Genomic DNA, 21445 nt, shown 5'->3' on the forward strand with positions numbered 1-21445 from the left:
GAGAGGCGCATGCGCGTGCTGCTGGTGGAGGACGACCCGCTGCTGGGCGACGGCATCAAGACCGCGCTGCAGCGCGAGGGGTATGCCGTCGACTGGTTGGACAACGGCCGCGAGGCCATGGCCGCGGCCCGCTACGACGATTTCTCGGTGATGGTGCTCGACCTGGGCCTGCCCGACGTCGACGGGCTGAAGGTGCTCGAGGCGGTGCGCGGCCGCGGCTCGCTGCCGGTGCTGATCCTCACCGCCCGCGATGACATCGACTCGCGCCTGGCCGGACTCGACGGCGGCGCCGACGACTACGTGCTCAAGCCCTTCGACCTCGCCGAGCTGCTGGCCCGCCTGCGGGTGGTGACCCGCCGCGCCGAGGGCCGGGCCTCGCAGTATCTCGACGTGGGCGAGCTGCGCATCGACGAGGCTCGCCACCGGGTGAGCTGGCAGGGCGAGGAGATTCCCCTGACGCGCCGCGAGTATGCGCTGTTGCTGGAGCTGGCGCGCCATGCGGATCGGGTGATGACGCGCCCCAGGCTCGAGAACCTGCTCTACGGCTGGGAGGAGGAGGTGGCCTCCAACGCCGTGGAGGTGCATGTCCACCACCTGCGCAAGAAGTTCCACAAGGGGCTGATCACCACCATCCGGGGCGTCGGCTATCGGCTGAACGCCGCTGACGCATGAGGTCGATTCGCCGCTACCTGAGCCGCACCCTGGCGCTGGTCCTCGCCGGGGTGACGCTGTTGGTCGTCACCGCCGCCTACCTGATCACCGCCCACGAGACCGAGGAAATCCTCGACGCTCAGCTCAGCCTGCAGAACCGGGTGGTGGCCAGCCTGATCGGTCCGAATGACTCCGAGGCCACCTATCGCCGGATCGCCGAGCGCATGAGCCATCCGAAGCGTCTCGCGAGCTTCTATCCGGATGGCGAGGCGCCGCTCGAGGCCTCCGGTCGGGTCGCGGCGCTCTATCATCACGAGGAGCGCGAGCTGTCGCTGGGTTTCTGGCACCGCGACGGCCGCCCCTACCTGACCGGCGCGCCCTGGAGCGGGGCCGGGCCTTTCCCGCCGCCCGAGGAGGAGGGCTACGCCTGGGCCGAGTACGACGGCGGCCGCTGGCGGGTGTTCTCGATGTTCGACGAGGACAGCGAGCTGTGGATCCGCTCCGGGGTCAGCATCGAGTTCATGCACGAGCTCGAGCGCAAGGTGGCGCTCGGCAACCTGGTGCCGATGCTGCTGGCGCTGCCGCTGCTGCTGGTCGCCATGGGCTGGATCGTGCGCCGGGGGCTGATCCCGATCGGCACCCTGTCGCGGGAGGTGGCCGGCCGCGACGACCGCGACCTGGCCTTCATCGACGTCGGCGTGCCCCGCGAGCTGTCGGGGCTGCGCGAGGCGCTCAACGACTTCATCGCCCGCCTGCGCGAGACCCTCGAGCGCGAGCGGCGCTTCACCGCCGATGCCGCCCATGAGCTGCGCACGCCGCTAGCCGGGCTGAAGATCCACCTCGACAACGCCCGGGCCGGCGAGCGGGACTCGCTGGACAAGGCCTATCGTGGCGTGGAACGGCTGCAGCGGGTGGTCGAGCAGCTGCTGGTGCTGGCGCGGCTGGACCGCCGCGAGGCCCGCGAGGCCCGCGACATCGATCTCTATCCACTGGTGCTCGAGCTGGTCGCCGAGCTGTGGCCCTGGGCCCAGGCCCGGCATCAGGAGATGACCCTGCACGGCGTTCAGGCGCTGTGGGTGCGTGCCGATCCGGTGGAGGCGGGCATTCTGATCCGCAACCTGCTGGACAACGCCCTGCGCTACACGCCGGAGCACGGCGAGGTGGCGATCACGCTCTCCGAGACCGCTGACAGCGCCGTGCTGGCGGTGCGCGACAGCGGCCTGGGCATTCCCGAGGAGGCGCTGGCCACCATCACCGAACGCTTCCGGCGCGCCGCGGACCAGCGCACCACCGGCAGCGGCCTGGGGCTGTCGATCGTCAAGCAGCTGGCCGAGCGCCAGCAGGCCGGGCTGACGCTGCGCAACTGCCATCCTCACGGCCTCGAGGCCGCGCTGCGCTGGCCGGCCCGGCCGCCGGCGCTCGCCCGCTCGCGGACGGACGCGGCGGAGCGCGATGATCAATCGGAGGGCGGCGAGCGCCAGGACAGCGGGTCGAGGCGGAAGTAGCGGCCGAGCAGGGCGTAGAGCTCGGGATAGGCGGCGTCCAGCGCCTCGGGGGCGGCGAAGAAATACTCGCAGCTCACCGCGAAGCACTCGCCGGGATGGCTTGCGGCGTAGTCGTCGATGGGCGTGGCCTCGCCGCGGGCGAGGTGTGCCTGGAGGTCGTCCCACACGGCGGTGAACACGCGATGCCAGTCCCGGGCGGCCATGTCGGCCGGCAGCGGCGGGAAACCGTCGGCGTCCAGCGAGTTGGCCATGTCGAGCTTGTGGGCCAGCTCGTGGATCACCACGTTGAAGCCGTCCAGCGCGCCGCTCGCCATCAGGTCCGGATAGGCGACCACCACCGGCCCCTGGTGGGAGGTCTCGCCGGCGCGCTCGTCGTCGTACTCGTGCATCACCCCGAACTCGTCCATCTCCTCCACCCGGCGATGAAAGGCGTCGGGCACGATCAGGATCTCGTGCAGCCCGGCGAAGGCCTCGCGGTGGGTGGCCTCGTCCCAGCCCAGGGTCAGCAGGCAGCCCTGGGCGGCGATGGCCAGCCGTGCCGGCACGTCGAAGTCGATCGACGCGTCGAGCTCGGGATGACGGCTCAGCCGCTTGGCATGGGCAAAATGCCAGGCGCGGTGCCCGAGGCGCTCGGCGGCCTCGTCGGGCAGCGCGGCGAGCAGCGGCAGCCGCGCCCGGGCCTCGTGCCACTCGGCCGCGGGGAAGGGATGGCGGGCCTCGAAGCGTGCCGCCCGCCAGCGCTTCAGGCGTTCCAGCACGGCCTCAGCCTTCGTCCGTGTCGCGGGCGCCGGATGGCCGTCCCCCTGACTTCCACGACCAGTCGCGCAGGCGCAGGTCGAACAGGTCCTGGCGGCGGTCCTTGAGGTTGGTCACCGAGCCCTCGTTGCGCACCACCTTGAGGCGGTTCAGGTCCAGGTCCGAGAACATGATCATCTCGGTGTTGGGCGTGGTCTCGGCCAGCACGGCGTCGTGGGGGAAGGAGAAGTCCGACGGCGAGAACACCGATGACTGGGCGTACTGGATGTCGAGGTTCTCGATCGATGGCACGTTGCCGACGCTGCCGCACAGCACCACGTAGCACTCGTTCTCGATGGCCCGCGCCTGGGAGCAGTGGCGCACCCGCAGGTAGCCGTTCTTGGTGTCGGTCCAGAACGGCACGAACAGGATGTCCATGTCCTGTTCGGCCAGCAGCCGCGAGAGCTCGGGGAATTCCACGTCGTAGCAGATCTGGATGCCGACCCGGCCGGCATCGGTATCGAACACCTGCAGCTCGTCGCCGCCCTCGATCACCCAGTCGCGGCGCTCCTGGGGAGTGATGTGCAGCTTGGCCTGGCGCTCCACGGAGCCGTCGCGGTGGCACAGATAGGCGACGTTGTAGAGCCGGTCCTCCTCGCCGAACTCGATCATCGAGCCGGCCACGATGTTGATGTTGTAGGCCACGGCCATGCGCGAGAGCTCGGTCTTGAAGCGCTCGGTGAAGCCGGCCAGGAAGCGGATGGCGGCGATCTGGTCCTGCTGGGCGGCGCGATCCTGCAGGCCCATCAGCGGGGCGTTGAACAGTTCGGGGAAGACCGCGAAGTCGCTCTGGTAGTCGGCCAGGGCGTCGACGAAGTACTCGACCTGCTGCAGCACCGCCTCGACCGAGTCGAACTCGCGCATCTGCCACTGCACGGCGCCGACCCGCACCTGGGTGCGGCGGCTCTCCAGCACCCGCTCGGCGGGCTCGAAGAGGATGTTGTTCCACTCCAGCAGGGTCGCGTAGCCCTGCGACTTCTCGTCCTCGGGCAGGTACTTGCGCAGCAGGCGCTTGACCTGGAAGTCGTTGGCCAGCTGGAACGACAGGATGGGGTCGTGGATCTCCTTGCGCGCCACCTTGTCGATGTACTCGGCGGGCGAGAGCTCGTCGGCGTACTGGTGGTACTGGGGGATGCGACCGCCGGCGAGGATCGCCCGCAGATTCATCGAGCGGCACAGGTCCTTGCGCGCCTCGTAGAGCCGCCGGCCCAGGCGATAGCCGCGATAGTCCGGGTGGATCAGCACGTCGAGGCCGTACATGGCGTCGCCCTCGTCATCGTTGAGGATGATCTCGCGCTGGCCGATCAGGTCATCGTACTGGTGGGGGTTGGAGAAGTCGTCGTAGTCGACCTGCACGGTCAGGGCCACGCCGACCAGCCGGCCGTCGTCCTCGATGGCGATCTGGCCGTCCGGAAACTCCTCGATCAGCTTGTCGATGGTGTGTTCGGGCCAGGCGCCGCCGATGTCGTGGTAGACGGCGTCCATCAGCGTCTTGAGCTGCGGGTAGTCGTCCTGCGTCAGGTTGCGCAGATTGAGGTGCAGATCATCGAGGGACATGCCGCGGGCTCTCCGGTCGGGGAACGAAAGCCGCAGTTTAGCAGCCTCTTGCCCTCGGGCCGACAGGCGTTGCGGGGTTACTGGGCGCTACTCTTGCCCTGCGCGAGAATCGCCTCACCCTTGGCATACACCCCTCTACGAACCGCCTCCCGGCTCCAGAGCTCGTGTTCCGCCGTGTCAGCGCAGCTGGCTGTCCTTGCTGCCGCGGCGATTGAAGCCGCCGCCAGGGCCCTGGCGCCGGTCGCGCTCGGCCTGGCAGGAAAGGCACAGCCGCACGCCGGGCACCGCCTGGCGCCGCGCCTCGGGGATCGGGTCGCCGCATTCGTCGCATTCGTGGGCGCTCTCGCCGCGGGGAATCGAGCGCCGGGCGCGCTCCAGTTCGTCCTGCACACTGTCGTCTATCTGCTGCTGGACGTCGCCGTCCTTCGACCAGCCTCCGGCCATCTCCGCCGTTCTCCGTGGTTGTTGTGGTGTTGTGGTTTCATCCTAGGGCCTGTGCGGGCCTTGTCCAGGGCGCCCGGCCGGGATTGACTAGCCCGTGTGCCGCGCCCCCTCGCGGCTGACCAGCGGCCGCGTCAGGGTCTGGGCCATCACCACGCCGGCGAGAATCAGGGCGCCGCCCAGGAAGTGGAAGGCGGACACGGTCTCGCCCAGCGCGAGCATGGCGATGATGGCGCTGAACAGCGGCATCAGGTTGATGAAGATGCTCGAGCGGTTGGCACCGATGCGGCGGATGGCGTGCATCCACAGGTAGGTGGTGACGATGGAGGCGGGAATGCCGGCGTAGGCGATCAGGCCGATGTTGTCGGCGCTGACCGGCGTCATCGGCCCCGCCAGATAGGGCGGCAGCAGCAGCAGCACGGCGAAGACCACCTGGGCGTAGAGCAGCACCCAGGGCGGCAGGTCGATCGTCCAGCGCTTGAGCATCACGCCGTAGAGGGCGTAGCAGGTCGCGGCCACCACCATCAGGGCGTCGCCGGTGGCGACCCTCAGATCGAGCAGCGACAGCGGGTCGCCCTGGCCCAGCAGCACGCTCACGCCAACGAGCGCCAGCACACCGCCGGCCACGCCGCCGAGGCTCGGCGGCTCGCGCAGGATCAGCGCGCTGAGCAGCACCGTGATCAGCGGCACCATGGCGGCCAGGATGCCCATGTTGGTGGCCGAGGTGGTCTCGGCGGCCACGTAGGCCAGGCCCTGCCACAGCCCCATGCCCAGCAGGCCCAGCGTCGCCAGCTTCGGCCATTCGCGGCGGATGGTGGCGCGATGGCGCCAGGCGGCGGGGGCGACGAAGGGCGTCATCACCGCCAGCGCCAGCAGCCAGCGCAGGAAGGCGATGCTGCTCGGGGCGATGGCGCCGACGGTGAGCTGATTGATGGTCATGTTGCCCGACCAGATCAGCACGGCGCCGAGCGGCAGCAGGAAGACGAACGGTGACATGGCATCCTCGCGTCGATGAAGGGGCGGTCGTGAGCGGCCTGAAGATGAGCCCTCGATGATAAGGTCGTCGACGGCAGGGGGCCAGACGCGAGCCGCCCCCTGGGTCGGCCACCGCGATGCGGCGTTGACCCAGGGGGCGGCGTCAGAGGATGAGCGGCCTCAGCGCAGCTGACTGCCGCGCCTTGGCGATACCGGCATTCGCCAGTCAACCGCGGACTTCGGCGTTCACGCCTGCTGGCGTAGCAGGTCGGCACCTCGTTCCGCAATCATGAAGGTGGGAGCATTGATATTGCTGCCTACGATGCGGGGCATGATGGAGGCATCGATGACCCTGAGTCCCTGCACGCCTTTCACGCGAAGATCCGGTGTCACCACGCTCAGCGGATCATCGGCCGGCCCCATCTTGCAGGTGCCGCAGGGGTGGTAGGCACTGGCGCTGTGGTCCCGGATGAAGGCGTCCCACTCAGCATCGTCTCTCACCTCGGGGCCCGGCGAGGTTTCCCGCTGGTGATAGGCCGCGAAGGCGGGTTGGGTGAGTGTCTCCCGGGCGAGCGCGAGGCCTTCCCGCATCTGTCGTCGGTCTTCCGGTGTCGCCAGATAGTTGGGGTCGATCAGTGGGGCCTCGCTCGGATCGGCGGAACTCAGTCGTACCGTGCCTCGGCTCGTCGGGCGCATGGGGCCGGCGCCCAGACGGTAGCCATGGATGCTGGCACTGGGCAGCCAGTCGCTGCCGAAGAAGACCGGGAAGAAATGGAACTGGATGTTCGGCCGCCCGTCGGCCGAGTCGCTGCTGAGGAAGGCGCCGACATGGCACTGGTTGACGGCGGCGACTCCGCGCTTGAGCGCGAACCACTGCAGGCCGGCCCAGAGCATCCGATGGGGGCGGAGTTCGGCGTTGAGCGAGACGGGGCGGTCGGTCTCCACCTGCACATGGGCCTCGAGGTGATCCTGCAGGTTCTCGCCGACGCCGGGGAGGTCATGCACCACCTCGATGGCGTGTTGACGCAGGTGGTCGGCGGGGCCGATGCCGGAGAGCATCAACAGGTGAGGGCTACCGAAGGCGCCGGCGCTGAGGATGACCTCGCGCTCGGCGAAGTAGTGCGTCCGCTCGCCGTGGGACTCGACCTCGATGCCCTTGGCACGGCCATCATTGATAATAAGACGCCGCACCCGCCCCCGAGTCATTACCTCCAGGTTCGGCCTGTCGGCTACCGGGTGCAGATAGCTGCGCGCGGCGCTCGAGCGCAGGCCATCGCGCACGCTCATGTCGAAGCGGCAGAAGCCTTCTTGCCGGGCGCCGTTGGGATCCTCGGTCGCGGCGAAGCCCGCCTCTGTGCCGGCCGCCAGGAAGGCGCGGTTGAGTTCGCTCAGGCGTTGCTGGCGCTGGACCCCCACGGGCCCGCTGCGGCCTCGGTAGGCCGAGTCGCCATGGTCGCAGCGCTCGAGTCGCTTGAAGTAGGGCAGGCACTCCGCATAGGTCCAGCCCTCACAGCCGAGTTCGGCCCACTCATCGTAGTCGCGTGGATGGCCGCGCAGGAAGGTCATGCCATTGATCGACGAGGAGCCGCCCAGGGTCTTGCCTCGGGGTTGCTGGATGCGACGCCCGTTCAGATGGGCCTGGGGGGTGGTCTGGAACCACCAGTTGAAGCGGCTGGTCGGCTTGAACACCGAGCGCAGCCCGGCCGGCATCCTGAGAATCCACGAACCGTCGCGCGGCCCGGCTTCGCATAACAGGACGCGGCAGTTGGGGTCTTCCGAGAGCCGGTTGGCGAGGACGCAGCCCGCCGTACCGGCGCCCACGATGAGGTAGTCGTATGTCTGGTGTTCGGGCATGAGGGCTTATCGGCTGGGGAAAGGAAGGGGGCCGGCGGCCTCGCCGCCGGCCGAGGGCGCTCAGTAGACCTTGGGGACCTTGCCGAGGTTGGCGTAAATCGTCTTGATCTGGGTGTAGGCCTCGATGGCCTGCAGGCCATTCTCGCGGCCGAGGCCGGAGTGCTTGTAACCCCCGAAGGGAATCTCGGGCGGCAGGGCATTGTAGTCGTTGATCCACACCGACCCGGCCTGGAGCTCATGGGCCACGCGGTGGGCCCGCGCGAAGTCCTGAGTGAAGACCGCCCCGGATAGGCCGTAGCGGGTGTCGTTGGCCCGCTCCACGACTTCCGTCTCGCTGTCGAAGGGGAGCACCGCCATCACTGGGCCGAAGATCTCCTCGCGCACGAAGCGCATGTCATCACGGCAATCCGCGTAGATGGCCGGTGTCACGAAGTTGCCGCGGCCGAGCGAATCGTCCGTCAGCCTCTCGCCACCGACCACGCGCACCGCCTCACTGGCGTTGGCGTCATCGATGTAGCTCATCACCTTATCCAGATGATCGCGACTGATCAGGGCGCCGACCTGGGTATCGGGGTCGAAGGGATCACCGAGGCGCATCTGTTCGACCCGCGGGCCCAGCTGCTCGACGAAGGCATCGTAGATGCCGCGCTGAACGAAGACGCGGGTGCCGTTGGAGCAGACCTCGCCGGCGGAATAGAAGTTGGCGAACAGGGCGGCGTTGACGGCGCTCTCCAGGTCGGCGTCATCGAACACGATCAGCGGCGATTTGCCGCCCAGCTCGAAGGTCACGTGCTTGAGGTTGCTGGTGGCGGCGTCGGCCATGACCAATTTTCCGGTCTCGGCTTCACCGGTGAGCGTGACCTTGGCTATTCCTGGGTGGCGGCTCAGCAGCTGCCCGGTGCGGCCATCGCCCTGCACCACGTTGAAGACGCCGGCCGGTAGCCCCGCCTCGGCGAAGATCTCCGCTAGCTTCAGGGAGGTCAGCGGCGTGAGCTCCGCCGGCTTGAACACCATGGTGTTGCCGCAGGCCAGCGCCGGGCCGGCCTTCCACATGGCGATCTGGATTGGGTAGTTCCAGGCCCCGATGCCGGCGCAGACCCCCAGGGGCTCGCGGCGCATCATGGCGAAGGCCTCGGGCGGCAGGTCGATATGGTCTCCATGCAGCGATTGGGCCAGGCCGGCGTAGTACTCCAGCACCTCGGCACCGGTGACGATATCGACCTCGCGGGTCTCCTGGATCGGCTTGCCCGTGTCCAGGGTTTCCAGTTCCGCCAGCTCGTCGTTGCGTTCACGCAGAAGCTTAGCCGCGCGGCGCAGGATGTCGCCGCGTTCCACGGCGGGGGTGCGCGACCAGCTCTTGAAGGCCTCCTGTGCCGCCTTGACGGCGTGGTTCACATCGGCCTCGTTGGCCTGTTGAACCTGGCAGATGATCTCGTTGGTGGCCGGGTTGACGGTATCGAAGACGTTCCCGCTAGTGGCATCCACGTAGTCGCCGGCGATATGCAGCCGTTGCAGAGGCAGGGTGGTGTCCGAGCCGTATTTTCCGGGCAGCGAATCGTGATGGGACATGAAGAATACTCCTATGGTTACCAGGCGATGGGGGCGCGGTGACGAAAGAACCCGCCGGTGGGGCCGTCGTCGGGGAGGGTGGCCAGCCAGATGGCAGTATCCGCCCCCTCCGCGGGGGTTCGAGGTGCCGCCGGGCCACCGACATCGGACTGCACCCAACCGGGGCACAAGGCGTTGACCAGGATGCCGCTGTCGGCGAGCTCCGCGGCAAAGACGCGCGTCAGGGCGTTGAGCGCGGCCTTGGACAGGCGATAGCCGACATCACCGCCGCCCATATCGGCCAGTTGGCCGGAGCCGCTCGATACATTGACCACCCGGCCGAAGCGGTGGCGTTGCATCAGGGGGGCGGCGAGCTGGGTCAGGCGATAGGCACCGAGCAGGTTGGTTTCCAGGCTCTCTCGCACCATGGCGACCGACTGTTCCTGGGCCAGCGTCGGGCTGGCAGGCTGTCGATGGGGCGCCTCCAGGTAGACGCCCGCGTTGTTGACCAGCACATCCAGCCGTCCGTGGCGCTGTGCAACCCGCTCTATCAGACCGACGAGGCTTTCCTCTTCCGTCACGTCGAGGACGGAGGGTAGCGGAGTACCCGCCGATGTTTCGGCGGTGAGCCTGGCGGCGGCGCGTTCGGCGGTGTCCGCATGGCGGGAGGTGAGATAGACGATATATCCATGGGCCAGCAGGCCGCGGGTAATCTCACGGCCGATGCCGCCAGCTCCACCCGTGACGAGCGCCACGCGCTGCTCGGTGGTCATGTACGACTTGCCTGTTGGTGATGAAGTGGCGTCAAACAGCGCCATTGGGGAACTCGAAATGGGTCCCTTCGCGACCTTCCCGGGAGAGTAGGAGGCGCAGCCGGCTATGAAACTGGTCGCGGTCGGTGGTGCAGATTCGCAGGTGGCGGCGCTGGGTCAGGCCCTCGAAGCCTGTGCGGCCATGCAGTACGCGCTGATTGTCGAAGACGATCGCCTGGCCCGGCGCGAGATGACGGTTGACCATGAATTCCTCGCTGTACACTAGGGTGGCGAGCTTGATCAACGCGTGGTAGACGCTATCCATGACCTCGGGCGCCATGTCGAGTGGGGCGATGGATCGTTCATGGAAGCGGAAACCACAGACCTCGCCGTCCCGGTCCAGCTTGATGATTGGCGCCATGGCGCGCAGATGCACGTCCGCCCCCTGGGGCACGGGATCCTCGCGGTAACGCACGAATGGCATCGGGGTCGCGGCCAGCAGGTCGAAGGCGGCGGGGTCTTGACGACGCAGGGCCTCACAGACCGCGAAGCCGTCAACGATCTGCGAGGTGCCTCCCTCGGATTCGCTCGCCTGCAGGCAGTGCAGCATGCTGATCCCCGGCGGCGAATAGCGGTAAGGGTCATCCGTATGCGGATGCAGAGGCTGATCGGACTGAGAGAGATCCCAGACGTTCGGCTCCGACACGATGTCGAAGATCCGGCCGAAATCGGTCTCGCGGATATACGCGATATAGCTGGCGAGTTCCTCTGTGCCCTCAGCGGTGGCGGGGACGTTGTTCACCAAGGCGAAGCCGTGGTCGGCCACGGTTTCCAGCAGGGCGAGGTGGCCCGCCCGACTGGTGCGGACGTCGCCGAAGTCGACGCTCGGCCAGTTGTCCTGGCGCTCCGCACGGTTCCACCGCCGGGGGCGACGCTTGCGCGCCTGGCGGCTCGCCGGCTCATAGCAATGCGCACGCAGCCAGGTGGCTGAAAACGTCGACTGATGTGCCTCCGGGGTCCAGATGATCTCGATATCGCCGGCGGAGGTAAGTCGCGCATCGGCGATGCTCAACGCCGGATCGACGTCCGCCAGGCTGAAGCTACGGATCGCGGACAGCTTGTCGCCGCCGCTGCTGCAGTTGTCGCGCAACCACAGGGCATTGAAACGGCTCGTGTGACCATCCCCCCAATGCACGACTAGATCGCGATCCTGCTGTTCCAGACCGGTCACGGTATATCGCTCTACGGCCGGTGATACCGCCTGTTGTACTTTCTCATGCATGCATCGGGTCTCCATGATGCGTTGATTAGCAATATGACATCCGCTGATGGTCGGGCCACGACCATCGCTTGGAGCCAAAAATTTTAGGGAGAGGAACAGGCGGTCAACCAACGATAATTTTTTCCCCGGTGGGGAAAAATTTATCGTGCCACAAGGCCTGACTTTCTATTGCCGGAATCTTCATACTGATACCGCCTCGTTGTTGGGTAACGAGTAAGGAGATCCACGATAGCCATCACGATTTGGCGATCACATGAAACACCGCCGGCAAGTCGTTTTCGCAACTTGAATAAAGGGAGTCGCAACATTGCATCGGTCTCTTCCCGCTCTCGCCTGGCTACGTACCTTCGAAGCATCGGCCAGGCTGCTGAGCTTCACGGCTGCCGCTGACGAACTGGCATTGACGCCTTCGTCGGTCAGCCAGCATGTCAGGTTGCTCGAAGACTGGCTCGGTGAGGCGCTGTTTCAGCGTCTGCATGGGGGCTTGCTGTTGACGGATGCGGGAGCCGCCTTGCTGCCCAGAGTGACCGGCGCTCTGGACATGCTCGAGACCGGTGTCGGTGATCTCTTTCATAGCCAGCGTCCGCGCTTGACGGTGCGTTTTCCGGCATCGCTGGCGACGATGTGGTTGGCACCGAGGCTGCATCAGTTTCAACGTGCTCATCCAGAAGTGTCGCTACGCATCAGTACCGGCGTGTGGCCGACCGACAGCGAGTCGATCACCAGTGAACTTGAGGTACGCCATGGTCTTGGCAATTGGGCCGGCTATAACAGCGAACGCCTGACCCATGACGTGATGATTCCGATGGTGGCTCCGAGTCTGTATGAAGAGGGGGCCGACGGCGATGCGGCCGACCTGCTTCGTCAGCATCAGTTGTTGCATGTGATGGGCTATGAGCGGGGCTGGTCGGACTGGATGGAGAGTCATTATGGAAGCCGGTTGAGAGAGCTCAGGACCCTGCCGCTAGATAGCGAGATGGTGGCGGCGACTATCGCCGAGAGTGGCCAAGGGGTGACATTGGGGCGTTTGCCGCAATTCCAGAGACTGATCGACAGTGGCCGCCTGATTACCCCACTCGGATCGTCCCTGACCGTTGAGGAAGGATTGTTTCTGCTTACCCATGCCGGGCATACGCTATCGAGAGAGGCAAAGCTATTCCGTGACTGGCTTATGGCGTCCTTTGAGGAAGAAATGAGTCGTTATAGATAAGCAATTGTCACGTGTGGAGAAGCATCATCGGTCAAGAGTTTTCGAGCTTCCGATGATTTATAACAAGATTGATTTTATAAGGAGTTGATATGCGATATCCGAAGGCGAAAGTGTCTACTTTTCTGGGTGGTTCCATGCTGGCCGTCTCTTTGTCGTTGGCGGCACCTTATGCAGTGGCTTCAGAGGATGTGGAAGTCACTTTCGCTTCGCCACCCTGGCCAGGAGTGACCGTCAAGACCACCATTGCCTCGATGCTGCTTGGTCACTTGGGCTATGAAACAAGCCAGCAGGAGGTTTCTGTGGCTATCGCGTACGAGGCACTGGAGACCGGAGACGTCGATGCTTTCCTGGCAGCTTGGCTTCCCAATCAGCAAGCCTTGTATCGCCAGTATGTCGAGAAAGGCAGTGTTCTTGATCTCGGCGGGAATGTCGAAGGGGGTCAGATTGGCTTGGTGGTTCCTCGTTATGTTGCCGAAGCCGGCGTGACTTCGGCCGAAGATCTAGATAAGCAAGAGTTCTCCGAGCGATTCGGTCGTACTATCTATTCCATCGAAGCGGGATCCGGGGCGAGCGAGATTCTTAATCAGGGAGTGGAAGACGATATATACGGGATTGGTGATTGGGCCCTGAGTGAAACTTCGACTCCCGGTATGCTCAGTGCCATCGACAATGCCATTGATCGGGAAGAGTGGGTCGTTTTTCATGCTTGGAATCCCCATTGGATGAATATTGAATATGATGTCGTTTATCTGGATGATCCAGAGGGTATGTGGGGAGACGATGGAGGCCGAACCGAGATACGTACCCTGATGAACCCTGGCTTTTCAGACGCTCATCCTAATATTCGGCGTTTTCTTGATCAGCTTGCTTTCACTGCCGATGACCAGAGTGCCATGATTCGGGGTTTCAGCTATGAAGAACGATCCCCCGAGGCTGTGGCACATGATTGGGTTAATTGCCATCCCCAGCGCATTAGAGAGTTTGTCGAGGGAGTGACGACACGTGAGGGGGAGGCCGCTTGGTCGGCTCTGCAAGAAGCCTTCAGTTTTTCTGACGCTTAAAAGAAACTTCCAATGCTAATCCGCGGCAAGAGTCCTGTGTCAGAATCTGGACGTGGAATGATCGCGGTCCCTCGGGTCGCCTGGCTAGTTGTCGATGTAGATAAGCACTGATTTGTTATTGACGCTCGCCATCCAGGCCACCGGCCGACCTCGCGCACGAGCCCGGTCAGAACTCCCATCAACTGACGTGTGTTAACTGCGGCTTTGCGATTCGACGCCGGCCCGCCTCTCGTCGCTTATGACATAAATCAGCGCTTCCTTAGCAGTGCGATACCTCATGGCGGGTTTTTCTCGGTGACCGTTGTCGTCTACTTCGGTTCTCGTCGAGCCGCCCGGCCCTCGTCGCATCCTGGTCGAAGCGATGTCGGTCGGGCGGCCCGATGCGTGGCAGTGTCAGGCGGCCTCAGCGCAGGGCGCGCAGCTCGCCGTTCAGCGCCTTGATGATGGTGAAGCACATCAGAATCATCACCACCGAGAACGGGATCGCGGTGGCCGTGACCCCGGCCTGCAGCGCCGAGAGGCCGCCGCCGATCAGCAGCACGATGGCGATCAGGCCTTCCACCGTGGCCCAGAACATGCGCTGGGGGCGCGGCGCGTCGATCTTGCCGCCGGCGGTGATGGTGTCGATCACCAGCGAGCCGGAGTCCGACGAGGTGACGAAGAAGATCAGCGCCAGGATGATGCCCAGGGTCGACATCAGGCCCGACAGCGGCAGCTCGTTGAGCATGCCGAACAGCGACAGCTCGGGGTTGTAGTTGTCGATCACGTATTCCTTGACCAGGCTGCCGGCCGGGTTGGAGTAAAGCTGATCGAGGGCCGTGGCGCCGAACACGCCCATCCAGATGAAGATGAACAGGCTCGGGATCAGCAGCACGCAGATCACGAACTCGCGCACCGTGCGGCCCCGGGAGACGCGGGCGATGAACATGCCGACGAAGGGTGCCCAGCTGACCCACCAGGCCCAGTAGAAGATGGTCCAGGACTGGCGAAAGGCGTCGTCCTCGCGGCCGAACGGCGCCGACAGCGGGAGGAACTCCGTCACGTAGGTCTCGAGGCCGTTCCAGAAGCCGGTGAGCGAGGCCAGGGTCGGGCCGGCGAAGAGCACGAAGAAGAAGAACAGCACGGCCATGCCCATGTTGATCTCGGAGAGCCGCTTCACGCCGCCGTCCAGGCCACGCCACACCGACACCAGCGCCACCGCGGTGACGGCCACGATCACGATCACCTGGGTGGTGATGCTGACCTCGAGGCCGAAGACGAAGTTCATGCCGGCGTTGGCCTGCTGGGCGCCGAGGCCGAGCGAGGTGGCCAGGCCGAACAGGGTGGAGAACACCGCCAGGATGTCGATCAGGTGACCCGGCCAGCCCCATACGCGGTCGCCCAGGATCGGGAAGAAGGCCGAGCGTATCGAGAAGGGCAGGCCCTTGTTGTAAGTGAAGATCGACAGCGCCAGCGCCATGACCACGTAGACGGCCCAGCCGTGGATGCCCCAGTGCAGGTAGGTGCCGGCCAGGCCCATGGCGGTGGCGTCGGCGATGGCGTCCGGATTCAGGGTGCCGTCGGCGCCGAAGGGCGAGGGGGTGCCCAGCGGGGAGGAGACGTTGGCGTGGTAGACCGGTTCCAGCACGCCGAAGAACAGCAGCCCGATGCCGATGCCGGCGGCGAACAGCATCGCGAACCAGGAGAGATAGCCGTACTCCGGCGTGGCCTCGGGCCCGCCCAGCCGGACCTTGCCGTAGGGCAGCACCACCAGCGCCAGGCTGAAGACGATGAAGCCGTCCACCACGAGCATGAAGTAGCTGTCGAGGGTGCCTGTGGAGAAGCTGACGATGGACTGGAAGAGGCTGCCGGCTCGCTCGGGAAACAGCAGGGTGAGGACGATGAAGGCGATCGAGGCCAGCGCCGAGATGGCGAAGACCCGGTTGTGGATATCGAAGCCGATGGGGCCGAGGTTACCCTCGATATTGTCCTGGCCGACGGTATAGTCCGTCTGCATGTCGTCCGACCCCGGAGGGGGAGCCGGCTCGCTTGGTGTACTCATGAAGGTTGCTCCTGTGGATGGAAACACATTGGCCGCGTGAGTCTCTCACAAGTCAGCTATTGCATGCGCACGGACAGGCGATGCGACGACGTCGCCCTGCCATGGCGGAAAGGCTGGGTTCACGGCGTCAATATGAGCACTCAACACAACGGTCCCCCTGGAGCTGTCCATCACGCGAAGATCAGCACCGGGGGGAGTCGCCTATGAGTCGTGGACGGATCAGGGAAGGCGGCGCAGCTCTCCGTTCAACGCCTTGATGATGGTATAGCACATCAGCGTCATCACCACCGAGAAGGGGAGCGCGGTGGCCGTGACGCCGGCCTGGCGCGCCTCGGCGCGACGCCAAGCGGGCCTTCGTGGCCTGGATGATGGCCAGCTGAGCCTGTTCGGACCCGGTACCGCCCCGGAAATGAAAAACCCCGGCCGTGGCCGGGGTTCGGGGGCATTCGCCTTCCCTGGTCTGCGCGACCCTCAGTCCTCGGGGGCGTTGGCAGAATCCACGCTGCTTTCGGTCGTCATGTCGTCGTCGATGCTGCCCTCGGTATGAGTGTCGGCCTCCTGCGAGGGATCGTTGGCGCTATCCGTGCCCCCCTCTTCAACGATGGCTTCGTCGCTCATGGCGCCGTTGTGACCTTCCATGGTGCCTTGCTCCACGTCATTGGCGCTGTCGACGCCGTTGTCGGGAGCCATCTCATGTTCCTCGTGATGCGCCGCCAGAGCGGAGCCTGAGAGCATCATCAGTGCGCTAAGGGTGATGGCAGCAGTCGCGTTACGTTTCATGGTGCACCTCTCGTCCTTTATGGGCGTGGTAGGCATCCGTGCGTTTCATCGAATGCTATACAAAACCTATTCAAAAAATGGCTGATTCGCAAGGCTCGTGTGGAAAAACTTCGGCGTCGGAACGTCGGAACCCCGGCATGGCCGGGGTTCCAGGGACGATGCACAGGGCGTGCGGCGGGTCAGACCAGGGCGGCCACCGCGGCCTTGGCGACCTGCACGTCCTGGTCGGGCTTGACGCCGGAGATGCCGACGCTACCGGCGACCTGGCCGTCGACGAGCACCGGCACGCCGCCGGCCAGCAGCGCCTGCATCGGCGCGGTGACGAAGGCGGTGCGGCCGTTGTTGATCATGTCCTCGAAGGCCTGGGTTTCCTTGCGGCCGATGGCGGCGTTGCGCGCCTTCTCGGTGGCGACGCCGGCGCTGAAGGGCGGTGCGCCGTCCAGGCGGCGCAGGCCGAGCAGATGGCCGCCGTCGTCGGCCACGGCGATGGTCACGGCCCAGCCGTTGGCCTCGGCTTCCTTCTGGCCCGCGTCGAGCAGGGCGTTGACGTCGTCAAGGGTCAGTACAGCTTTGGTTTGCATGGTAATTTCCTCTTCTCGATGACTGCTTGCAAGTGAGACTCGCCGAGTCGCGCCGATGGTCACGCCAGCGCCTCGTCCACGATCTCGATCCAGTGCCGTACCGGCGTTCTGCCGGCACCGTTCAGGTGGGTCTGGCAGCTGAAGGAATCAGCGCGCGTCACGATCACGCCAGCGCCTCGTCCACGATTTCGATCCAGTGCCGTACCGGCGTTCTGCCGGCACCGTTCAGGTGGGGCTGGCAACTGAAGGAATGAGCGCGCGTCACGATCACGCCAGCGCCTCGTCCACGATCTCGATCCAGTGCCGTGCCGGCGTTCTGCCGGCACCGTTCAGTGGCGTCTGGCAGCTGAAGGAATGAGCGCGCGTCACGATCACGCCAGCGCCTCGTCCACGATTTCGATCCAGTGCCGTACCGGCGTTCTGCCGGCACCGTTCAGGTGGGTCTGGCAACCGATGTTGGCGGTCACGATCACCTCCGGATCGCCGGCCTCCAGGGCGTCGAGCTTGTTGTCGCGCAGCTCGGTGGCGAGCTCGGGCTGGGTCACCGAGTAGGTGCCGGCCGAGCCGCAGCACAGGTGCGCGTCCTGCACCGGGGTCAGCGAGAAGCCGAGCCTGGCCAGCACGGTATCGACGCTGCCGCCGAGCTTCTGGGCGTGCTGCAGGGTGCAGGGGCAATGGAAGGCCAGGCGCTTGTGCTCGCGCAGCGTCAGCGGCTCCAGGTCCTCGTCGCGCAGGATCTCCACCAGGTCCTTGGCCAGGGCGCTGATGCGCGCGGCCTTGTCGGCGTAGTCGGGATCGTCGGCCAGCACCTCGCCGTATTCCTTGACCATGGCGCCGCAGCCGCTGGCGGTCTGCACGATGGCTTCCACCCCGGGCTCGCCCTCCTTGTCGATATGGGGCCACCAGGCGTCGATGTTGGCGCGCATCCGCGCGCGGCCGGCGTCCTGGGCGTTGAGGTGGTAGTCGATGGCGCCGCAGCAGCCGGCCTCCGGCGCCGGGGTCAGGCCGATGCCGAGGCGGTCGAGCACCCGGGCGGTGGCGGCGTTGGTGTTGGGCGAGAGCCCCGGCTGCACGCAGCCCTCGAGGATCAGCATCTGGCGCTCGTGGCGGCGGCCCTCGGGGCGGCTGCCGGCATCCACCGGCGCCGGCGGCATCTTGTCGCGCAGCGTGCCGGGCACCAGCGGGCGGAAGGTCTGGCCGAGCTTGAGCAGCGCCTGGAAGCGGGCCGGCTCGACCAGCGCCTTGCGCAGGCCGAAGCGCAGGGCGCGCTCGGCGGCGGGCCGCGGCGCCCGGCGCTCGATCTCGGCGCGGCCGATGTCCAGCAGCTTGTGGTATTCCACGCCGGACGGGCAGGTGGTCTCGCAGTTGCGGCAGGTCAGGCAGCGGTCCAGGTGCAGCCGGGTCTCCTCGGTGACGACGTCGTCCTCGGGGTTCTCCAGCATCTGCTTCATCAGGTAGATGCGTCCGCGGGGGCCGTCGCGCTCGTCGCCCAGCAGCTGGTAGGTCGGGCAGGTGGCGTTGCAGAAGCCGCAGTGCACGCAGGTGCGCAGCACCCGCTCGGCCTCGCGGATGTGCGGCTGTTCGAGATCCTGTTCGGTGAAGTGCGTCTGCATGTCAGAGCTCCGCGTAGAGTCGGCCCGGATTGAAGATGCCCTTCGGGTCCAGCTCGGCCTTGAGGCGACGGTGGTACTTGAACATCACCTCGGGCAGCGGGGTGAAGGGCTCGGCGGCGCCCGGCGTCAGGCAGGTGGCGTGTCCGCCGGCGGCGGCGCAGGCCTCGCGCAGTGACTCGGCGGGCAGCTCGGTCCTGAGCCAGCGCTGGGCGCCGGCCCAGTCGTGGAGCATGGCCTGCTCGTCGAGGCCGTCGGCCTCGAGCCGGGCGCGCTGGGGCAGCGAGATGCGCCACAGCGGGCGCTCGTCATCGCCGGCGAAGAGCGGCAGGCGCTGCTCGCGCAGGTCGTCCCAGAAGCCGGGATCGAGGTCCTCGCCGCCGAGGCGCTCGCGGGTGGCGGCCACCGAGCCCGGGCCGCCTTCGAGGCGGAGATGCAGGGCGCCGTCCTGCCAGGCGGCGGCGGTCAGCGGCAGCGGCTGGCGGCCCCATTCGGCGAGGCGTTCGCGGGCCTCGTCGAGCGGCATCTCGAGGCGCAGCCCGTGGCGGGCGGAGGGGCGCGGCAGCACCTTGAGCGTGACCTCGGTGAGCAGCCCCAGGCCGCCCTGGGCGCCGACCATCAGCCGCGACAGGTCGTAGCCGGCGACGTTCTTCATCACCTCGCCGCCGAAGCGCTGTTCTTCGCCGGTGTGGGTGATCACCCGGGCGCCGAGCACGAAGTCGCGCACGGCGCCGGCCCAGGGGCGGCGCGGGCCGGAGAGCCCGGCGGCGACCGTGCCGCCGACGGTGGCGGCGGCGCCGAAGTGGGGCGGCTCGAAGGGCAGCATCTGGCCGTTCTCGGCCAGCGCCGCTTCCAGCTGGGCCAGCGGCGTGCCGGCGCGCACCGAGACGATCAGCTCCACCGGATCGTATCCGGTGATGCCGCGATGCTCGCGGGTGGAGAGCGTCTCGCCCTCCACGGGGCGACCATAGAAGGCCTTGGTGTCACCGCCGACGATGCGCAGCGCCGTGCCCGCGGCGTTGGCCTGGCGGACGCGCTCGCAAAGCTCGGTGCCGATGTCCCGGTCCTGCGGGGATGTGGATGTGGCCATGATCATTCCTCAAAAACGGGGCAGCTCGGGGTGCGGCAGCTCGCCGCCGTGCACGTGCATGGCGCCGAACTCGGCGCAGCGTGCCAGGGTCGGGATGTTCTTGCCCGGGTTGAGCAGGCCCTCGGGGTCGAAGGCCGCCTTCACCGCGTGGAAGGTGGTCAGCTCGTCGCTGCCGAACTGGGCGCACATCTGGTTGATCTTCTCGCGGCCCACGCCGTGCTCGCCGGTGATCGAGCCGCCGGCTTCCACGCACAGTTCGAGGATCTTGCCGCCCAGCGCCTCGGCCTGCTCGAGCTCGCCCTCGCGGTTGGCATCGAACAGGATCAGCGGGTGCATGTTGCCGTCGCCGGCGTGGAAGACGTTGGCGACCTTCAGCCCGTAGGCCTCGGACAGGTCGGCGATGCCCTGCAGCACGCGGGGCAGCTCGCGGCGCGGGATGGTGCCGTCCATGCAGTAGTAGTCCGGCGACATGCGGCCCACCGCGGGGAAGGCGTTCTTGCGCCCGGCCCAGAAGCGCGCGCGCTCGGCCTCGTCGCGGGCCTGCTGGATGTCGGTGGCACCGGCCTTCTCGAGCACCTCGCGGACCCGCTCGACGTCGTCGTCGACGTCGGCTTCCACGCCGTCCAGCTCGCACAGCAGGATCGCCTCGGCCTCGACCGGATAACCGGCGTGGATGAAGTCCTCGGCGGCGCGGATCGCCAGGTTGTCCATCATCTCCAGCCCGCCGGGAATGATGCCGGCGGCGATGATGTCGCCCACGGCGCGGCCGGCCTTGCCCACGTCGTCGAAGCTGGCCATCAGCACCTTGGTGGTCTCGGGCTTGGGCAGCAGCTTGACGGTGATCTCGGTGACCACGCCCAGCATGCCCTCCGAGCCGTTGAACAGCGCCAGCAGGTCGAAGCCCGGGGCGTCCAGTGCCTCGCTGCCGAGGGTCATGCGCTCGCCCTCGATGGTGATGATCTCGACCTTCATCACGTTGTGCACGGTCAGGCCATACTTGAGGCAGTGCACGCCGCCGGCGTTCTCCGCCACGTTGCCGCCGATCGAGCAGGCGATCTGGGAGGAGGGGTCCGGCGCGTAGTAGAGGCCAAAGGGCGCGGCGGCCTCGGAGATGGCCAGGTTGCGCACGCCGGGCTGGACGCGGGCGATGCGGGCATCCGGGTCGACCTCGAGGATCCTGCTGAAGCGCGACATCACCAGCAGCACGCCCTGCTCCAGCGGCAGGGCGCCGCCGGAGAGGCCGGTGCCGGCGCCGCGGGTGACCACCGGCACGCCCAGTGCCCGGCAGCCCTTGAGCAGCGCCTCGACCTGATCGAGGGTCTCCGGCAGGGCCACCAGCATGGGCATGACGCGGTAGGCGGCCAGGCCGTCGCATTCGAAGGGATGCAGGTCTTCCTCGCGATGGAGCAGCGTCAGGCCGGGGACGGCCTGCTGCAGGCTGGCGAGCACCTCCGCCTTGTCCCGGCGGGGCAGCTCGCCATCGAGTCGTGCGTCGTAGTGGATGTTCATGACGGCTCCGGCGGATGAGGCAGCGATGGCATGATAGCGATCAGAACACGCCTCGTGCGTTTACAGAAATATTTTCCATACCATTCCCTGTTCACGCTCAGGGGACCGCGAGCGCGGGTGGCCGCGAGGGCGTCAAGGAATGCCTGATAGCAGAACGATACGACCCCGGGGGCGCGGGTGGCTACGCTGGATCATTGGTCATA

The 21445-nt window shown here is 66.5% G+C and carries 18 protein-coding genes; 4 read left to right on the forward strand and 14 right to left on the reverse strand.

What is annotated here, in order from left to right; all coding sequences use genetic code 11:
* The first annotated feature begins 9 nt into the window (after positions 1-9).
* Complete coding sequence (locus FIU88_RS02975) at positions 10-672, forward strand: response regulator transcription factor (protein WP_152478131.1); 663 nt, start codon at positions 10-12, stop codon at positions 670-672.
* Positions 669-2156, forward strand: coding sequence for an ATP-binding protein (locus FIU88_RS02980; RefSeq protein WP_152478132.1), 1488 nt, complete (start codon positions 669-671; stop codon positions 2154-2156). Before FIU88_RS02975 ends, FIU88_RS02980 begins: the two co-directional genes overlap by 4 nt.
* Here the strand turns inward: FIU88_RS02980 and FIU88_RS02985 are convergent.
* From FIU88_RS02985 to FIU88_RS03020, 8 genes are all read right to left on the reverse strand, one after another.
* The gene (locus FIU88_RS02985) at positions 2108-2914 is read right to left on the reverse strand and encodes a zinc-dependent peptidase (protein WP_152478133.1); all 807 of its coding nucleotides are present in this window, start codon (positions 2912-2914) and stop codon (positions 2108-2110) included. The genes FIU88_RS02980 and FIU88_RS02985 overlap by 49 nt on opposite strands.
* 4 nt (positions 2915-2918) lie before the next feature.
* A complete protein-coding gene (locus FIU88_RS02990; protein ID WP_016855779.1) occupies positions 2919-4508 on the reverse strand; it encodes a bifunctional GNAT family N-acetyltransferase/carbon-nitrogen hydrolase family protein in 1590 nt (529 codons plus the stop codon).
* A 177-nt stretch (positions 4509-4685) separates the two neighbouring features.
* Positions 4686-4952 carry a DksA/TraR family C4-type zinc finger protein gene (locus FIU88_RS02995; RefSeq protein ID WP_152478134.1) on the reverse strand — a complete coding sequence of 89 codons (267 nt, stop codon included), beginning with the start codon at positions 4950-4952 and terminating at the stop codon, positions 4686-4688.
* An 87-nt stretch (positions 4953-5039) separates the two neighbouring features.
* Positions 5040-5945 carry a DMT family transporter gene (locus FIU88_RS03000; RefSeq protein ID WP_152478135.1) on the reverse strand — a complete coding sequence of 302 codons (906 nt, stop codon included), beginning with the start codon at positions 5943-5945 and terminating at the stop codon, positions 5040-5042.
* A gap of 225 nt (positions 5946-6170) precedes the next feature.
* Positions 6171-7778, reverse strand: coding sequence for a choline dehydrogenase (locus FIU88_RS03005; RefSeq protein ID WP_152478136.1), 1608 nt, complete (start codon positions 7776-7778; stop codon positions 6171-6173).
* A gap of 60 nt (positions 7779-7838) precedes the next feature.
* Positions 7839-9347: a betaine-aldehyde dehydrogenase gene (gene betB, locus FIU88_RS03010; protein WP_152478137.1), complete on the reverse strand. Its 1509-nt coding sequence runs from the start codon at positions 9345-9347 to the stop codon at positions 7839-7841.
* 17 nt (positions 9348-9364) lie between these two features.
* On the reverse strand, positions 9365-10144 hold the full coding sequence (locus FIU88_RS03015) for an SDR family NAD(P)-dependent oxidoreductase (RefSeq protein ID WP_216647297.1): 780 nt from the start codon (positions 10142-10144) through the stop codon (positions 9365-9367).
* Entirely contained in the window at positions 10131-11360 is a 1230-nt protein-coding gene (locus FIU88_RS03020) for a TauD/TfdA family dioxygenase (RefSeq protein WP_172977646.1), read from the reverse strand. Before FIU88_RS03020 ends, FIU88_RS03015 begins: the two co-directional genes overlap by 14 nt.
* Before the next feature lie 307 nt (positions 11361-11667).
* Here FIU88_RS03020 and FIU88_RS03025 point away from each other — a divergent pair, with 307 nt between their 5' ends.
* Both FIU88_RS03025 and FIU88_RS03030 read left to right on the forward strand, forming a co-directional pair.
* The gene (locus tag FIU88_RS03025; protein WP_152478139.1) at positions 11668-12570 is read left to right on the forward strand and encodes a LysR substrate-binding domain-containing protein; all 903 of its coding nucleotides are present in this window, start codon (positions 11668-11670) and stop codon (positions 12568-12570) included.
* Positions 12571-12659: 89 nt separating this feature from the next.
* Positions 12660-13631 carry an ABC transporter substrate-binding protein gene (locus FIU88_RS03030; protein WP_253742696.1) on the forward strand — a complete coding sequence of 324 codons (972 nt, stop codon included), beginning with the start codon at positions 12660-12662 and terminating at the stop codon, positions 13629-13631.
* Positions 13632-14034: 403 nt separating this feature from the next.
* On the opposite strand, the gene FIU88_RS03035 is transcribed toward FIU88_RS03030, so the two are convergent.
* From FIU88_RS03035 to glcD, 6 genes are all read right to left on the reverse strand, one after another.
* A complete protein-coding gene (locus tag FIU88_RS03035) occupies positions 14035-15672 on the reverse strand; it encodes a BCCT family transporter (RefSeq protein WP_152478140.1) in 1638 nt (545 codons plus the stop codon).
* A 471-nt stretch (positions 15673-16143) separates the two neighbouring features.
* On the reverse strand, positions 16144-16452 hold the full coding sequence (locus tag FIU88_RS03040) for a hypothetical protein (protein WP_152478141.1): 309 nt from the start codon (positions 16450-16452) through the stop codon (positions 16144-16146).
* 179 nt (positions 16453-16631) lie between these two features.
* Positions 16632-17033, reverse strand: coding sequence for a heme-binding protein (locus tag FIU88_RS03045; protein ID WP_152478142.1), 402 nt, complete (start codon positions 17031-17033; stop codon positions 16632-16634).
* A gap of 371 nt (positions 17034-17404) precedes the next feature.
* Positions 17405-18646 (reverse strand): glycolate oxidase subunit GlcF, encoded by a 1242-nt coding sequence (gene glcF / locus FIU88_RS03050; protein ID WP_152478143.1) that lies wholly within the window; start codon positions 18644-18646, stop codon positions 17405-17407.
* A 1-nt stretch (position 18647) separates the two neighbouring features.
* On the reverse strand, positions 18648-19733 hold the full coding sequence (gene glcE, locus FIU88_RS03055) for a glycolate oxidase subunit GlcE (RefSeq protein ID WP_152478144.1): 1086 nt from the start codon (positions 19731-19733) through the stop codon (positions 18648-18650).
* A 9-nt stretch (positions 19734-19742) separates the two neighbouring features.
* Positions 19743-21242 (reverse strand): glycolate oxidase subunit GlcD, encoded by a 1500-nt coding sequence (gene glcD / locus FIU88_RS03060; protein ID WP_152478145.1) that lies wholly within the window; start codon positions 21240-21242, stop codon positions 19743-19745.
* Between the last annotated feature and the right edge of the window lie 203 nt (positions 21243-21445).

The sequence above is a fragment of the Halomonas sp. THAF12 genome (assembly GCF_009363675.1).
GTDB lineage: Bacteria > Pseudomonadota > Gammaproteobacteria > Pseudomonadales > Halomonadaceae > Halomonas > Halomonas smyrnensis.

Excerpts from the sequence above, each read along its gene's own strand:
- FIU88_RS02975 (WP_152478131.1), top strand. The coding sequence starts at position 10 with ATGCGCGTGCTGCTGGTGGAGGACGACCCGCTGCTGGGCGACGGCATC.
- FIU88_RS02980 (WP_152478132.1), top strand. The coding sequence starts at position 669 with ATGAGGTCGATTCGCCGCTACCTGAGCCGCACCCTGGCGCTGGTCCTC.
- FIU88_RS02990 (WP_016855779.1), bottom strand. The coding sequence starts at position 4,508 with ATGTCCCTCGATGATCTGCACCTCAATCTGCGCAACCTGACGCAGGAC.
- FIU88_RS02995 (WP_152478134.1), bottom strand. The coding sequence starts at position 4,952 with ATGGCCGGAGGCTGGTCGAAGGACGGCGACGTCCAGCAGCAGATAGAC.
- FIU88_RS03000 (WP_152478135.1), bottom strand. The coding sequence starts at position 5,945 with ATGTCACCGTTCGTCTTCCTGCTGCCGCTCGGCGCCGTGCTGATCTGG.
- FIU88_RS03005 (WP_152478136.1), bottom strand. The coding sequence starts at position 7,778 with ATGCCCGAACACCAGACATACGACTACCTCATCGTGGGCGCCGGTACG.
- betB (WP_152478137.1), bottom strand. The coding sequence starts at position 9,347 with ATGTCCCATCACGATTCGCTGCCCGGAAAATACGGCTCGGACACCACC.
- FIU88_RS03015 (WP_216647297.1), bottom strand. The coding sequence starts at position 10,144 with ATGGCGCTGTTTGACGCCACTTCATCACCAACAGGCAAGTCGTACATG.
- FIU88_RS03020 (WP_172977646.1), bottom strand. The coding sequence starts at position 11,360 with ATGCATGAGAAAGTACAACAGGCGGTATCACCGGCCGTAGAGCGATAT.
- FIU88_RS03030 (WP_253742696.1), top strand. The coding sequence starts at position 12,660 with ATGCGATATCCGAAGGCGAAAGTGTCTACTTTTCTGGGTGGTTCCATG.
- FIU88_RS03035 (WP_152478140.1), bottom strand. The coding sequence starts at position 15,672 with ATGAGTACACCAAGCGAGCCGGCTCCCCCTCCGGGGTCGGACGACATG.
- FIU88_RS03040 (WP_152478141.1), bottom strand. The coding sequence starts at position 16,452 with ATGAAACGTAACGCGACTGCTGCCATCACCCTTAGCGCACTGATGATG.
- FIU88_RS03045 (WP_152478142.1), bottom strand. The coding sequence starts at position 17,033 with ATGCAAACCAAAGCTGTACTGACCCTTGACGACGTCAACGCCCTGCTC.
- glcF (WP_152478143.1), bottom strand. The coding sequence starts at position 18,646 with ATGCAGACGCACTTCACCGAACAGGATCTCGAACAGCCGCACATCCGC.
- glcE (WP_152478144.1), bottom strand. The coding sequence starts at position 19,733 with ATGGCCACATCCACATCCCCGCAGGACCGGGACATCGGCACCGAGCTT.
- glcD (WP_152478145.1), bottom strand. The coding sequence starts at position 21,242 with ATGAACATCCACTACGACGCACGACTCGATGGCGAGCTGCCCCGCCGG.